The 13,346-nt window shown below is 56.1% G+C and carries 11 protein-coding genes; 8 read left to right on the top strand and 3 right to left on the bottom strand.

Going from position 1 to position 13,346, the window contains the following annotated elements; genetic code table 11:
* Positions 1-2: 2 nt before the first annotated feature.
* The gene (locus AC0LWN_RS12290; RefSeq protein ID WP_474665627.1) at positions 3-653 is read right to left on the bottom strand and encodes a futalosine hydrolase; all 651 of its coding nucleotides are present in this window, start codon (positions 651-653) and stop codon (positions 3-5) included.
* Positions 654-1,566: 913 nt separating this feature from the next.
* Here AC0LWN_RS12290 and AC0LWN_RS12285 point away from each other — a divergent pair.
* The 8 genes from AC0LWN_RS12285 (at position 1,567) to AC0LWN_RS12250 (ending at position 10,806) form a co-directional block, all read left to right on the top strand.
* Entirely contained in the window at positions 1,567-2,040 is a 474-nt protein-coding gene (locus tag AC0LWN_RS12285; RefSeq protein WP_474665625.1) for a MarR family winged helix-turn-helix transcriptional regulator, read from the top strand.
* Positions 2,041-2,238: 198 nt separating this feature from the next.
* The gene (locus tag AC0LWN_RS12280) at positions 2,239-2,640 is read left to right on the top strand and encodes a DoxX family protein (RefSeq protein ID WP_474666064.1); all 402 of its coding nucleotides are present in this window, start codon (positions 2,239-2,241) and stop codon (positions 2,638-2,640) included.
* Positions 2,641-2,723: 83 nt separating this feature from the next.
* Positions 2,724-3,674, top strand: coding sequence for a ring-cleaving dioxygenase (locus AC0LWN_RS12275; protein ID WP_474665623.1), 951 nt, complete (start codon positions 2,724-2,726; stop codon positions 3,672-3,674).
* The gene (locus tag AC0LWN_RS12270; protein WP_474665621.1) at positions 3,671-4,291 is read left to right on the top strand and encodes an alpha/beta hydrolase; all 621 of its coding nucleotides are present in this window, start codon (positions 3,671-3,673) and stop codon (positions 4,289-4,291) included. The genes AC0LWN_RS12275 and AC0LWN_RS12270 overlap by 4 nt, the downstream gene beginning before the upstream one ends.
* A gap of 295 nt (positions 4,292-4,586) precedes the next feature.
* Positions 4,587-5,816, top strand: a complete 1,230-nt coding sequence (locus tag AC0LWN_RS12265; protein ID WP_474665619.1) for a multidrug effflux MFS transporter — start codon at positions 4,587-4,589, stop codon at positions 5,814-5,816.
* 369 nt (positions 5,817-6,185) lie between these two features.
* On the top strand, positions 6,186-6,545 hold the full coding sequence (locus AC0LWN_RS12260; RefSeq protein ID WP_474665617.1) for a FlxA-like family protein: 360 nt from the start codon (positions 6,186-6,188) through the stop codon (positions 6,543-6,545).
* A 255-nt stretch (positions 6,546-6,800) separates the two neighbouring features.
* Positions 6,801-9,452: a bifunctional lysylphosphatidylglycerol flippase/synthetase MprF gene (gene mprF / locus AC0LWN_RS12255; RefSeq protein ID WP_474665615.1), complete on the top strand. Its 2,652-nt coding sequence runs from the start codon at positions 6,801-6,803 to the stop codon at positions 9,450-9,452.
* Between the two features lie 490 nt (positions 9,453-9,942).
* Positions 9,943-10,806, top strand: a complete 864-nt coding sequence (locus AC0LWN_RS12250) for a nitroreductase family protein (RefSeq protein ID WP_474665613.1) — start codon at positions 9,943-9,945, stop codon at positions 10,804-10,806.
* Positions 10,807-10,825: 19 nt separating this feature from the next.
* On the opposite strand, the gene AC0LWN_RS12245 is transcribed toward AC0LWN_RS12250, so the two are convergent.
* Together AC0LWN_RS12245 and AC0LWN_RS12240 are read right to left on the bottom strand one after the other, a co-directional pair.
* The gene (locus AC0LWN_RS12245) at positions 10,826-12,505 is read right to left on the bottom strand and encodes an ATP-binding cassette domain-containing protein (protein WP_474665611.1); all 1,680 of its coding nucleotides are present in this window, start codon (positions 12,503-12,505) and stop codon (positions 10,826-10,828) included.
* Entirely contained in the window at positions 12,502-13,314 is an 813-nt protein-coding gene (locus AC0LWN_RS12240; RefSeq protein WP_474665609.1) for an ATP-binding cassette domain-containing protein, read from the bottom strand. The genes AC0LWN_RS12245 and AC0LWN_RS12240 overlap by 4 nt, the downstream gene beginning before the upstream one ends.
* Positions 13,315-13,346: the final 32 nt, after the last annotated feature.

Raw genomic sequence — 13,346 nt, 5'->3', positions numbered from 1 at the left:
CATTACAGCACCTCCTGAAGTATAGCGGCTGCCGCCGCGAGTATGTCCAAGGCTTCATTGATTTTCCATGCGGCCCGGTCGCGCGGGCCGACCGGGTTCGAGATCGCGCGCAGCTCCAGCGCCGCGATCCCCAGCGCCTGGGCGGCCACGGCAACCCCGTGGCCTTCCATCGCCTCCGCCGCCGCCTCCGGGTGGCGGGCGGCGAGAGCGGCGGCCGTCCCGGCGGTGCCGGTCGCCGTCGACACGGTAAGCACGGGCCCCGTGCTTACCGCAAGCCCGGCCGCTGCGAGCGCGGCCGCAAGGGCCTGCACCGTGCCGCGCTCCGCCGGCACGGACACGCTGCCGAAGCCGAGCTCGGCAGCGCTGCGGAAGCCCTCCGGCGTCTCTGCGCCGAGGGCCGCGTCAATCATCTCGCTGGCGACGACCAGCGAGCCTACGGGCGCGCGGCCCGGGAAGCCGCCGCCGATCCCGGCGCTGATGACGCAGCCGTAGGAGCCGGCTGCCAGTGCCGCGGCGGTTCCCGCCGCCGCTGCGGCGGTACCGGCGCCCGCCGCAATGACGTTGAACCTGCCGCTGCCCTTCAGGCCGCGCAGGACCGCGTCCCGCTCCGCCGCGACAGCCGTTACGATCAGGACGTGCGGCGCCTGCGGCATTTCCCCCGCTTCCCCTCGCGGACCTGGAGCTTGTCTATTGAATGCTTCCATCATTCAGCCTCCTTCTATATAAATGTGCTCATGTACGTATATCGCTTGTTTGTACGAAGATTTTCCAGTGTAATAGTGTGGAATTCCGACTAATGTGACCTTGCAATGCTACTATGTAGACTTACATAAGATTGAGTGCGGGGGCAGGGAAAGAAATCTATTGCAGAACATGCAGCAGATAAGCCCCAGAAACCCCAAAGAAAGCAATCTGCTGCAGATCATACAATAGACAGCCATGCCGCTCTTTCGCGGCACTTCAGACGATGAAATTTCATAGAAGGCCCTCAATTTGGCTTCGCCAAATTCGAGGCTTCCATAACAATGTCCTCTGTTCGGACATCGTTATTTCAGGATAGAATCAATGAATCATCGTAAAAAGGAAGCTTTTCGCGAACTTTGATTGTACAAAGTGCAATAGAACCGCATTTTGCCCTTTGTTGAAGGAATTCTGCTGTACAAAATGCAGCAGATCCGCTATCGCCCTGGAGCCGGCATCTTCATTTACAGCCGCGTCCCGCTTACCAATAAATCTGCGTTGTCAGCCCTTCATTTGGCGCAGAATATTGTTAAGCCAGCGCGCATTCTCCGGGCAAGGTATCTTGCATTTCCAAGGAAAAGGATACGCCGTTTTAGAAGTCAGGTCAAACCGGGCGAATTTTTTTGAAGTTGAAGAAAGCATGGGTTTCACATATCCTTTATCCTTCTATTGTTGGAGAAACGAATGCCGCCTCTTTCGGAGGACGGTAAAGTTGTTTAATTTTAAAGAAAGTGTTGACAATGGATAAAGGATGGATTATATTTATCTTAACTTAAAGATAATTAACTTAAAGACAAATGAAAAAACGAATGGGAGGTGAGCAGGATGAGTGAATATAAAGAGGCAGCAAGCACGGTTGCCGACAGCCAGGCTGATGAGGATCAGGCAACATCACTGAAATTGTTTGTGGTTTTGTCCAAGGCATACCGAAGCCTGATGGATCAGGCGGTGAAGGATATGAAGAGTCATGGACTCGCTTCGGCTGAATTTATGGTGCTGGAGGTGCTCTACCATAGGAACCGGATTCCGCTGCAGCAGATCGGCGGGAAGATTCTTGTTACCAGCGGAAGCATCACCTACAACATCGACAAGCTGGAGAAGCGGGGATTGCTGAGACGCGTTCCATGCAATGAAGACCGCCGGGTAACCTATGCGGAGATCACGGAAGCGGGCCGCGAGCTGTTCGATGATATTTTCCCCCGTCATGCAAGCTCCATTCATAGTTTGATGGGCGGTTTGAATAAGCAAGAGAAGAGCCAGGCGATTGAATTGCTGAAGAAGCTGGGCAAAGGCGTGTAGAATAAGGCTTCCCGCGAAGGTCAAAAGCAAAGCAGCGGGGAGCCGGGAAGCGGAAGCCTAATGGGATTTACGCAGGGGATCACCCAAGACCTGCCAGCTAAGAACTGGAGTCAAACAAATCACAGGAAGTCCAAAATTTTTTTACCTAATATCTTAAGGTTAAGATAATTAAAATCAAGAGAATGGAGAGTGTTCAAAATGGTTAGTGTAGGATTGTTATTGATGAGATTGTTTATCGGGGTTGCGTTCATCGGGCATGGTTCACAGAAGCTGTTCGGCTGGTTCGGGGGCTACGGTCCGAAAGGAACCGGCGGCTGGATGGAATCCATCGGCATTAAACCGGGCGTATTCATGGCGGTGCTGGCGGGACTGATGGAGCTTGTCGGAGGCCTGCTGTTCGCAGCCGGGCTGCTGACGCCGGTAGCGGCAGTACTGATTGCCGGAGCCATGCTTGGCGCTATCGTTAAGGTGCATGCTCCCAACGGATTCTGGTCCACAGCTAACGGAGTTGAGTTCCCTCTGACGCTGCTGGTGGTAGCTGTAGGCGTGGCAATCGCGGGTCCGGGTTCGATATCGCTCGACGCACTCTTTTTCAACTGATAACTTGGCTTAAATATAAAAAAGGTTGTTCTGGTCTTATCTAGGGCGGCAAGCTGCCGCACCACACTTAGGAGGTTATACTAATGACTATGCAAACTCAAGGGATTCACCATATTACCGCTTTTGTTGGAGATGTGCAGCGCAATGCCGATTTCTATGCCGGAATTCTCGGGCTGCGGCTTGTGAAAAAAACAGTGAACTTCGACGCTCCAGAGGTCTACCATCTCTATTTCGGGAATGAGCAGGGTGCGCCGGGAACGATTATTACCTTCTTCCCATTTGCGGCAGGACGCAAAGGCCGTATCGGCGGAGGCCAGGTTGGCGTAACCACCTATGCGGTGCCGGTTGGCTCTTTGGGATTCTGGGAGCAGCGGCTTGCCGCTTACCAGATTCCGGTTACCCATGTAAGCCGGATTGGAGAAAACTATCTCTCATTCGCTGATTTCGACGGGCTGCGGATTGAGCTTGTGGAACGTGCCGATGGTCCGCTGAGCACATGGTCCTTCGGCGGAGTTACGGCTGAGCATGCCATCAAAGGCTTCGGAGGTGCCGTTCTCTACAGCACAGATCCGGACAAAACAGCAGATACCCTGTCCCGCACGCTGGGCCTCGAACGTATTGCTGAAGGTGACGGTTATATCCGCTACAGATCCACTAGCGACATTGGCAATATCATTGACCTGAAGGCAACGCCGGTTCCGCATGGCACCGGAGGCTCGGGTACCGTCCACCACATTGCTTGGCGGGCCAAAGACGATGCCGAGCAGCTGGATTGGGGCCGCCGCGTCCAGAGTCATGGCTATCAGCCGACTCCGGTTCAGGACCGCCAATACTTCAACGCTATTTACTTCCGGGAAGAAGGCGGAATTCTCTTCGAGATCGCAACCGATCCTCCAGGCTTTGCCCGTGATGAAGCTCCGGATGCCCTCGGTCAAAAGCTGATGCTTCCGGCCTGGTTCGAGCCGCACCGCGCGTTGATTGAAGAAAATCTGACTCCTTTTGAAATTCGTGAAATCGAGGTGAAGCAGGGATGATCCATATCTTCCGCAAGGGTACGGATGAAAGTCTGCCGACACTTGTCCTGTTCCACGGAACCGGCGGCAACGAGCGTGATCTGCTGCCGCTGGCCGAACTTCTCGCTCCCGGCGCTTCAGTGCTGGGCATCCGGGGAAATGTACTCGAGAACGGCATGCCGCGCTTCTTCCGGCGGCTGGCTGAAGGCATCTTCGATGAAGAGGACCTAGTCTTCCGCACCCATGAGCTTAAAGGGTTTCTGGATGAGGCTGCTGCCAAGTACGGCTTCGATCCCGGTAATCTGGTGGCGGTAGGCTACTCCAACGGTGCGAATATCGCCGGCAGCCTGTTGTTCCATTACGGCGGAATTTTCCGCTCGGCGGTGCTGCTGCACCCGATGGTTCCGCTGCGTGGCCTGAAGCTGCCTTCGCTGAAGGGAGTCCCAGTCTTCATTGGGGCGGGGACCAATGATCCGATCGTCCGGGTGGAGGAGACCCGGGAGCTGGAGTCGCTTCTGCAGGGTGCTGACGCTGAAGTAACCACCCACTGGGGCAACCAGGGCCACCGCTTGAGCGCGGCTGAAGCCGAAGCCGCCAGAGATTGGCTGCAGGGGCGGGGTACACCAGGCAAAGCTTAATCATACAGCCGTCCGCAGGACCGCCGATAAGTGACTATATATGTCGCTTAGAAGCTCTTGCGGACGGTTTTTTGCAAAGATAAGAATTTATATGTTTCACGCTACAAATTATCCTTATCTTTCTGGAGAAACGGACGCCACCTCTTTCAGAGGACGGCAAAGCCGTTTCTTCTTGTGCAACCAGTAACCGTAGCTGTGACAAAAGCATTGAACAATCCGGCAGCCATCAGGTAGTATGAAGGATACACAATACTGAGCCTAAGGGTTGTTAACAGAAAGGTTGGCGTCATTTATCATGATCACAAAAACAGATAGTCGCATGCTGGAGGCAGGGGGGCCATCGCGGAAGCAGCGGCTGCAAATCGCCGTCATTCTGGGAGCCATTTCCGCGATTGGACCGTTGTCCATTGATATGTATTTGCCGGCGCTTCCCGAGCTTGGGGTGCATTTTGGGGCCGGGGCTGCGCTGGCGCAGCTTAGCCTCACCTTCTTTTTGCTCGGATTGGCCTCGGGGCAACTGGTGGCGGGGCCGCTAAGCGATGTGTATGGCCGCCGTACACCGCTGCTCATCGGTATGATCGTTTATGCGGTTTCCTCATTGCTGTGCGCGTTCAGCCCTTCAATCGGGCTTTTAATCGTGCTGCGGTTTGTCCAGGGGATAGCCGGTTCCGTAGGTGTAGTGATCTCGCGGGCGGCAGTTCGTGACCTCTACAGCGGCTCCGAATTAACCAAATTCTTCTCCTTGCTGATGATTGTCAACGGGTTGGGGCCGATTCTGGCCCCGGTCATCGGAGGCCAGCTTCTGCGATTCACAACATGGCAGGGAGTGTTCGTGGTGCTGTTTGCCGCCGGGCTGATCTTTTTTGCCACGATTCTGCTGCGGCTTCCTGAGACCTTGCCTAAAGAGCGGCGTTCCAAGAGCGGGCTGAAAGGAACCTTGCGCACCTTCGGCATCCTGCTTCGTAACGGGCGGTTCATGGGCTATGCGCTTACTCAAGGATTGGTTACGGCGGCTATGTTCGCTTATATTTCGGGCTCCTCGTTTGTGCTGCAGAATATTTTTGGCGTCTCCCCGCAAATGTACAGCCTGATCTTTGCCGTGAACGGTCTGGGGATTATTATCTCAGGACAAGTGGCCGGCAGATTGGCCGGAAGAGTCGGTGAGCGCAAGCTGCTGGTCAGCGGCCTGCTGCTGTGTACGGCGGGCGGCGCTCTGCTGCTGCTGACTGTGCTGACAGGCGGCGGTCTGCTGCCGATCCTGATCTGCCTGTTTGCCGTTGTCTCAAGCGTTGGTATGGTTGGCACAACCAGCTTCTCCCTGGCTATGCAGGATCAGGGGGATTCCGCAGGCAGCGCCTCGGCACTGCTGGGACTTCTGCCGCTGCTGCTTGGCAGCTGCGTGGCTCCGCTGGTCGGACTGGGCGGCGATAAAACCGCGCTTCCGATGGCGGTAGTCATCGCGTCAGCGGGCATCTGCTCTATACTGGCCTATCTGCTGCTCTGCAGCGGGAAAAAAGGCAAATGAGCTGTTAAGCCCAGGCATTCTGCTGATGCTATATAAATCGAACTTAAAAAAATCATAAAAAAGGCAGGAGTGCGGAGGGGAAGTTTGGAACTGTAGGAGCGATAGCGTCCGCCTTTGTTCACAGATTTCAACCGCTAGCAGCGGTCTCAAATCAGGAAATCTGTGAACAACAGCGGCCGGAAGTCCAAACATTCCCCGGAGTTACGACCAGGGCCCAATATGAAAATCTAAAGTTCAACTTATACAGCTTGGCCTGGCGCTTCCTTTTTGTACATAAGGATTGGCCCGGTTCTTTCAGCAAACTTTCAGCGCAAATTAACGTTCCGCTCCTTCAAAAGGGTTATATTGGATTTGAAAGGAGGGACGAGCATGAGTATATCATCCGTATCATCGGCCTCTTCCACTTCGTACACCTCCTCCAGCGCAACCGATACCGCCGCCCTGGAGAAGCAAAAAGCGAAGCTGGAAGCCGACCTGGAGAAAGTACAATCCAGCAAGGACGACGAGAAAACGAAGGAAACCAAAACCAAGCAGCTTCAGCAGCAGATCAAGCAGATCGAAGCGCAAATTGCGCAGAAATCGCAGAGCAGCAGCGGTTCCTCTGCGGCAGGCAGCAGTGCGCCGCCGCCTGAGAAGCCGGCTAACGACAATGCGCTTGCTCCAGCCAGCGCGCAGGAGATCGCTACTGCCACCACGAACAGCGAAGGCAGATTTGACATCCGGGTGTAACCCCGGGCACAGCGTACATAGAAAAAGGACAGCCATTTGCCGTGGTGACTGTCCTTTTTTTATTGCTCTGGTTCAATAGTTCAGGGTCTTCTTTTTTTCGGGCTGCTGCAGGGAATTGCCCTTTGCCGGGTGTCTAACCTAAGTGATGATCATTATACGGGCCTTCTGTTCATAGTGTTGGTATAATGGAGGAATGACACGGCAAGTTGCTCCGGACAAGGGGCAAGCCGGCAGTAAAGGCAGGAGAAAGAAGTCATGCATTCGATAAAACAATCGCTCGAACGCTTCAAAATTGTAAGGCTGATTATATCCATCTACCGGCTGCGGGCGGTCAGAGCGCTTTTTCCGCTGGTTATTATAGTCTTTGTATATCTGGAGGGGCAGCATGAGCTGAAGAAGGTACACCTCCGTCTGATTATCCGCGAGCTGAAGCATGTACCCGCAGCGGCCATTGCACAGATGATGGGGGCAGCCCTGCTCGCTGTGGCTGTGATGAGCGCTTATGACTATTTGATCCGCCAGCATTTTCGTTTGAAGATAAGCCACTGGAGCACGTTCCGCTATTCGTGGATTGCTAATACCTTCAATAATCTGATCGGCTTTGCCGGTCTGGCGGGGGTTGGGCTGCGGACGCTCCTCTACAAAAAAAGCGGTGTGCCTACTGCCGTCCTGACCCCGGCTATAGTGTTTCTCTCGCCGCTTATGATCACGGGGCTGTCGCTGCTATCCTGGGGCAATATTTTCGGATTTTTTCCGGCCGCTGAGCTGCTCCGCGCGCACCGTTGGCTGGTGTTTGCGGTGTGGGGTATGGCGCTTTATTTGCCGCTTTTTATCATCATCCAGCGCTCGTCGCTGTTTGCCAAATGGATTAACCGGGGGCAGGGCCGAACACCTTGGACCACCGTGGCGGCTTCGGTCGGCGCATCGCTTCTGGAATGGCTGTTCGCCGGAATCACGTTCTGCATCATTGCGAGTCATCTGCTTGGCTGCGCCAGCTACATTACGGTCTTCAGCATCTATGTCATCGCTGCGATAGCAGGCATCCTGAGTATGGCCCCCGGGGGCATCGGCGCCTTCGACCTGATCGCCTTGCTCGGACTTTCGCAGCTAGGCTATGGAAGCGATAAGGCTATGGCTGTTCTGGTTATTTACAGACTGTTCTATTATCTCATTCCGTGGCTGATCGGCCTTGTGATGGCTGCACTGGAAATTGGACTGCAGAGTAAAAAAAGCTCTGACCGGAGTAATGTGGGCATCGAGCCTTCGCTTAATCTATGGCAGAAAATCTGGGGCTGGCCGGGCCAATACACATTCTTGAGCGATCTTGGCATATGGGCGCTCGGCAAGCTGGTGCTGGCCAGCGGTCTGATCCTGCTGCTGTCGGCGGCGACGCCTGAGCTGCTGTACCGGCTGCGGTTAACGGAGGAGCTGCTCTCTCTGCCGGTGATGCGAATTTCACATCATGTATCCGTTCTGATCGGCTTCATGCTTATTCTTCTGTCGCGCGGGATTTCGCTGCGTGTCCACCGGGCGTATATCTTGACCTGCGCGCTGCTGTTTGGCGGGGCGGTGTTCACCTTTACGAAAGGCTTTGATTACGAGGAAGCGTTATTTCTGCTGGTTGTAGCGCTCATCCTCTGGATATCCAGGGCCCGCTTCAACCGGATCAGCGTACCGTTCAGCAAGCAAAGCACGATCTGGTGGCTGGTGCTGACTTCTTCCATTGCGTTTATTTACTTCCTGCTGGGCAGTTACGTGCATCATGGCTTTCCGAAGCATCTTCCCGTAGGTATTCCCCCGGAGTGGCTGCACCGGCACAGCAATGTAGCGGTTACAGCGGTCAGCGGGCTGGTGCTCTCCTGGCTGCTGATGACGATGCTGGTAGTCCTCCGGCCCCAGCACAAGATGGAGGAACTGCTGGCGGACAAGGATATGAAGCGGCTAAGCCAATTTCTTGAGGGAAATGAGGGGAATGCCTTGACCCATATGCTGTTTCTGGGCGACAAAAGCTTCTATTGGGCCCAGGGCGGCAAGGTGCTGATTGCTTTTGCCAGAGCGCGGGACAAGCTGGTGGTGCTGGGTGATCCGCTGGGACCCCGTGCCCTAGTAGGCGAAGCGATCAGCGAATTCCGGCAGGCTGCGGATTTATACGGTCTGTCTGTGGTGTTCTATCAGGCTACCCCGGACTTTCTGCCGGTCTATCATGAGCAGGGCTACCGCTTCTTCAAGCTCGGTGAGGAGGCGATGATCTCTCTTGCTGATTTTACACTTAGCGGCAAAAAAAATTCAGATCTGCGGAGTGTGAAAAACCGCTTCGAACGTGAGGATTACAGGTTCGAGATAGCGGAAGCGCCGCATTCCCCAGAGCTGCTTGAGGAGCTGCGCCGGGTTTCCGGGGAGTGGCTAAGCGGACGCAGCGAAAAAGGTTTTTCGCTCGGCTGGTTCAAGCCGTCTTATCTGCAGCTGGCACAGGTAGCGCTGCTGCGGGATGCGGCAGGCAAGGTGCTGGCTTTTGCCTCCATTGCACCGGGGTATGACAAGGGAGTTACGATTTCAGTTGACCTCATGCGCCACCGAAAAAAAACACCGAACGGAACCATGGACTATTTGTTTGTCCGCCTGCTGGAGTGGGCGAAGGAACAGGGCTACCGCCGGTTCAACCTTGGCAATGCCCCTCTGTCCAGTGTCGGCCAGAATTCCGGAGCGCTGCGGGAGGAGAAGCTGGCCCATCTGGTATTTGTGCGCGGCGGACACTGGTACGGGTTCGCCGGCCTGCGGATGTACAAGGAGAAGTTCAGCCCGGAGTGGGAGCCGCGCTATCTTGCCTACCCCGCTTCGATGACGCTGTCGATTCTGACGCTTGACCTGGTAAGGCTCGTCTCCCGCCACCCGGAAGGGAAGGAGTAGCCGCGGACTACTATGTGGGGACTGCTATGGCGCCGGTGAGATACATACTAGACGGTTGGGCGGAAATCGGTAATACTATGTCCATCCACAACATAAAAGGTTACAGACATACAATCTGCCATTATCTAAACCGCAGAATTGGCAACCAGATTTACATCAACTTTGGAATGGCTCCTGTTCTGTGCAGGCGCCATTTTTTGATTGTTTAGGGGATTGTGATTTTCTTTCGTCGTGGCTATTGAGCAGAAACAACGGCAGAAATGCCGTTGTTAGAGCGGGATCGGCGGGTTAGCGTGGAAATAACGGCAGAAATGCCGTTGTTGGAGCGAGGGCGGCCAGTTAGGCTGGAAATAACAGCAGAAATGCCGTTGTTGAAGTAGGATCGGCGGGTTAGCGTGGAAACAACGGCAAAAATGCCGTTGTTAGAGCAAGGACGACAAGTTTGCTAGGTTCTGAGCTGTCCGCCAAATATGAGGGGAGAAGGGTTACTATGGGGAATACGGTAATCGAGATTATGGAGAGACGCAAATCTGTGCGCACGTATGAGTCGACACCGATCAGTGAAGCGGACCATGCTGCAGTGATGGATTACCTGGCGCAGGAGGAGAATTTGCGCGGACCTTTTGGCGGTAAGGCCAAGGTTGAATGGATGTGGGCTGATGGCGGGGCGGCGGAAGGTAAGAGCGTTAAGCTTGGCACCTACGGAGTTGTCAAAAACCCGCAGGCTTACCTGGTCGGCGCGGTGCAGAACGAGAAGACGGCGCTGCTGGAGTTTGGTTATATTTTTCATAAGCTGATCCTGTATGCCACGGGCCTGGGCCTCGGAACCTGCTGGATTGGCGGAACGTTCAGCCGCAAGTCCTTCTCCCGCGAGATGGAGCTTGCGCCGGGAGAGATCATCCCCTGCATTACACCCCTGGGATACCCAAGGGAAAAGCAGCGGCTGCTAGATTCCACTATGCGTTTTGTCGCTAAGTCGGATCAGAGGAAACCTTGGGAGGAGCTGTTCTATGATGCCGAATTCGGCCGCGTGCTAACCCGCGAAGCAGCCGGGAAGCTGGATGTGCCGCTGGAGATGCTCCGGCTGGGCCCGTCGGCCTCCAACAAGCAGCCTTGGAGAGCGGTTTTGTCCCGGGATCTGCAGCAGGTGCATTTCTATCTGCAGTCTACGCCGAATTACAGCGGCAACAGGCTGGGCTTTGAGATGCAGCGGATCGACATGGGCATTGCCGCCTGCAGCTTTGAGCTGGCCTGCCGGGAGCTGGGGATTTCCGGTGTCTGGACGGAGGAAGATCCCCAGCTGAACGTTCCGAGCCCGCTTACGGAATACATGCTGAGCTATAAGCTCGAGTAAGCGGCTCAGGCCAACCTTCTCAGGTAAACTGCGACACTCCCCATAAGAAGGACGCTGCCAGCAGGATACAGAGCAGAGCGAGTGTATCGTGTTGCTGCCAGGCCAGCTGGTAGGAAGGCGTGCGCTCCTTGCCGGGGTCATAGCCGCGTGCCTCTATAGCGGTTGCCAGCTCATCGCCCATCCCGATGACCAGAATCAGCAGCGGCACAATCAGCAGGGCCATCTGCCGTGGCGTCCAGCGGCTAAGGCCCTTTGTTCTTCTGCCGCGTGAGCTTAGTGCGAGCTGAAGCTGGGCCAGCTTGCCGATAATCCACGGCACGAACTGCAGGGTGACCGATACCGCCAGCGACCAGTTGCGGGTACGGATGCTCAGCTTTTTGAGCGGAGCAATGCCCCATTCCAGCCCTTCGCGCAAGGGCGCGCCTGTAGTTGTCTCTGTGAACAGGAAGCCAAGGGCGATAAGCAGCAGAAAGCGGAGCACATTCAGGCCGCCCCGCGCAATACCCGCCAGACTGAAGCCGATGGGACCGAGCGTGTAGTCCGGCAATTCCCAACTGAGTGCGGACAGCAGCCAGAGGAACAGGAACATGAGGAGAAACGGGCGGAAGAAGCGGACCGTTCTTCTCCAGGGGATGCCGGCGGAAATGATCATCCCGGTAATTAGGCCTGCTGAGATCAGCAGCGGAACAAGTGAGTCCATGCCCAGAATAACCAGCGTGCCCAGCACCATCCCCAGCCATTTAACGCGCGGGTCCAGCTTCTGCCACAATCGCCGTGTGGAGGCTGTTTCTACATTTCCGGCTTCGGTGGAATCTGCTTCAACAGGAGCAAGCTCGTCCTGTCTGCTGTTGCTGTGCTGGCCCTCTCCGGGAATTAACATTCCTTCCTCCGGCGGAACGGGCAGGGGACGCTTGCCCAGCTCCTCCAGCAGAGTCTCCAGACTGTCGGGCAGGACATCGAACAGCCCCTGCTGCCGGAGCCTCTGTCCGATCCGCGTGTAGGCGGGCGGCGTAAGGCCGGCGGAGCTGAGCGGCCGGGGATCGGCGGCGAGCGAAGCAGCCGGTCCGTTATAGCTGATGGAGCCCTGCGACATAATAATCACTTCGTCTGCCAGCGGCAGGAAGCTGTCCAGATCATGCGTGCCGATGATCAGGGTCAGTCCGCTGCGGCGCAGTCCGCGCAGCATGTCCAGCAGGCTCCGGGCCGCCTTCGGATCAAGTCCTGCCGTCGGCTCGTCGAGAATAAGCAGACCGGGGCGGGCGGCGATGGCCCCGGCGATGCAGAGCCGGCGTTTCTCCCCTCCGCTGAGCAGAAAGGGAGAACGGCTGCCGAATTCTTCATAGGGCAGTCCTACCTCGGATAATGCGCTGCGGATCAGCTCCAGCCGCTGATGCTTCGGCACTCCGCGCTGCTCCAGGCCGTACTCCATATCCTTGTGTACGCTGCCTGCGAACAGTTGTGTCTCCGGCTGCTGAAAGACCATAGCGACTGCCCCGGGAGGCATCTCCCCTCCGTCGTAGGAAACCTTGCCTGAGGCAGGCTTCGCAAGTCCTGACAGCAGGCGCAGCAGCGTGGATTTGCCGCTGCCGGTGACCCCGCACAGGAGCGTCAGTGTGCCTTCGCGGATATCCAGATGGATATCCGTGAGAGCGGGGGACTTATCATACTGGAAGGATACGCCTTCTGCCTGAAGCCTCATAGGGCGGCCTCCAATTCCTGCTCGGTAAGCGGCAGGCGGTGGAGCGGCCAGCCCTGCGACTGCAGCAGATGTCCAATGCGGATAACCGGAGCAGGCTCCCAGCCGAGACGCTCCGGAAGCTCATTCTGATAGAAAAGGGTGCGTGGATCGCCGTCGTACAGCATTCTGCCTTCCTCCATGACAGCGATCCGCGGGCTTTCCGCCAGCTCCTCCATCCGCTGGGTTACCCAGAGCACGGTGGTCCCCTGCCGCCACAATCTTTGGGCCAGCCTGAAGATGTCCCTCCGCCCGGCAGGGTCCAGCATAGAGGTCGCCTCATCAAAAATAATCATTTCCGGCGCAAGCGCCAGACAGCAGGCGACCGCCAGGCGCTGGCGTTCTCCGCCTGACAGAGTGGAGACGTCCGCTTCCACCTTGTGGGCCAGCCCTACTTGCTGAAGAACGGTCGCAATCCGGGCTAACATACTGCTTCGGCTTAGTCCACGGTTCTCCAGCCCAAACGCAACATCCTCAAAAGGCGTAGACCCGACAGTCTGCGCTTCGGGATTCTGAAATACGAGCTGGATATGCCGCTTAACGGCTGTACGGTTCTCCGGTGAGCGCAGATCCAGACCGGCAACGGACAGACTGCCCCCCGTAGGAAGGTTCAGACCGATTAGCGTGCGGATCAGAGATGATTTGCCGCAGCCGTTGGCTCCGGTAAGGGCCACCCATTCACCCCGCCCGATATGTATTGAAATTTCCTGCAATATCGGCAGCTTGCGCTGGCCGTCCCGTAAGGATAAGGTTAAATTATTGGCCCTGATCATTACATGCCTGCTTCCCGAACAAATGTAGTCAA

This window comes from Paenibacillus sp. sgz302115 (assembly GCF_056120445.1).
The sequence above is the reverse complement of the archived record's forward strand: the minus strand, read 5'-3'. Positions and strand labels throughout refer to the sequence as shown.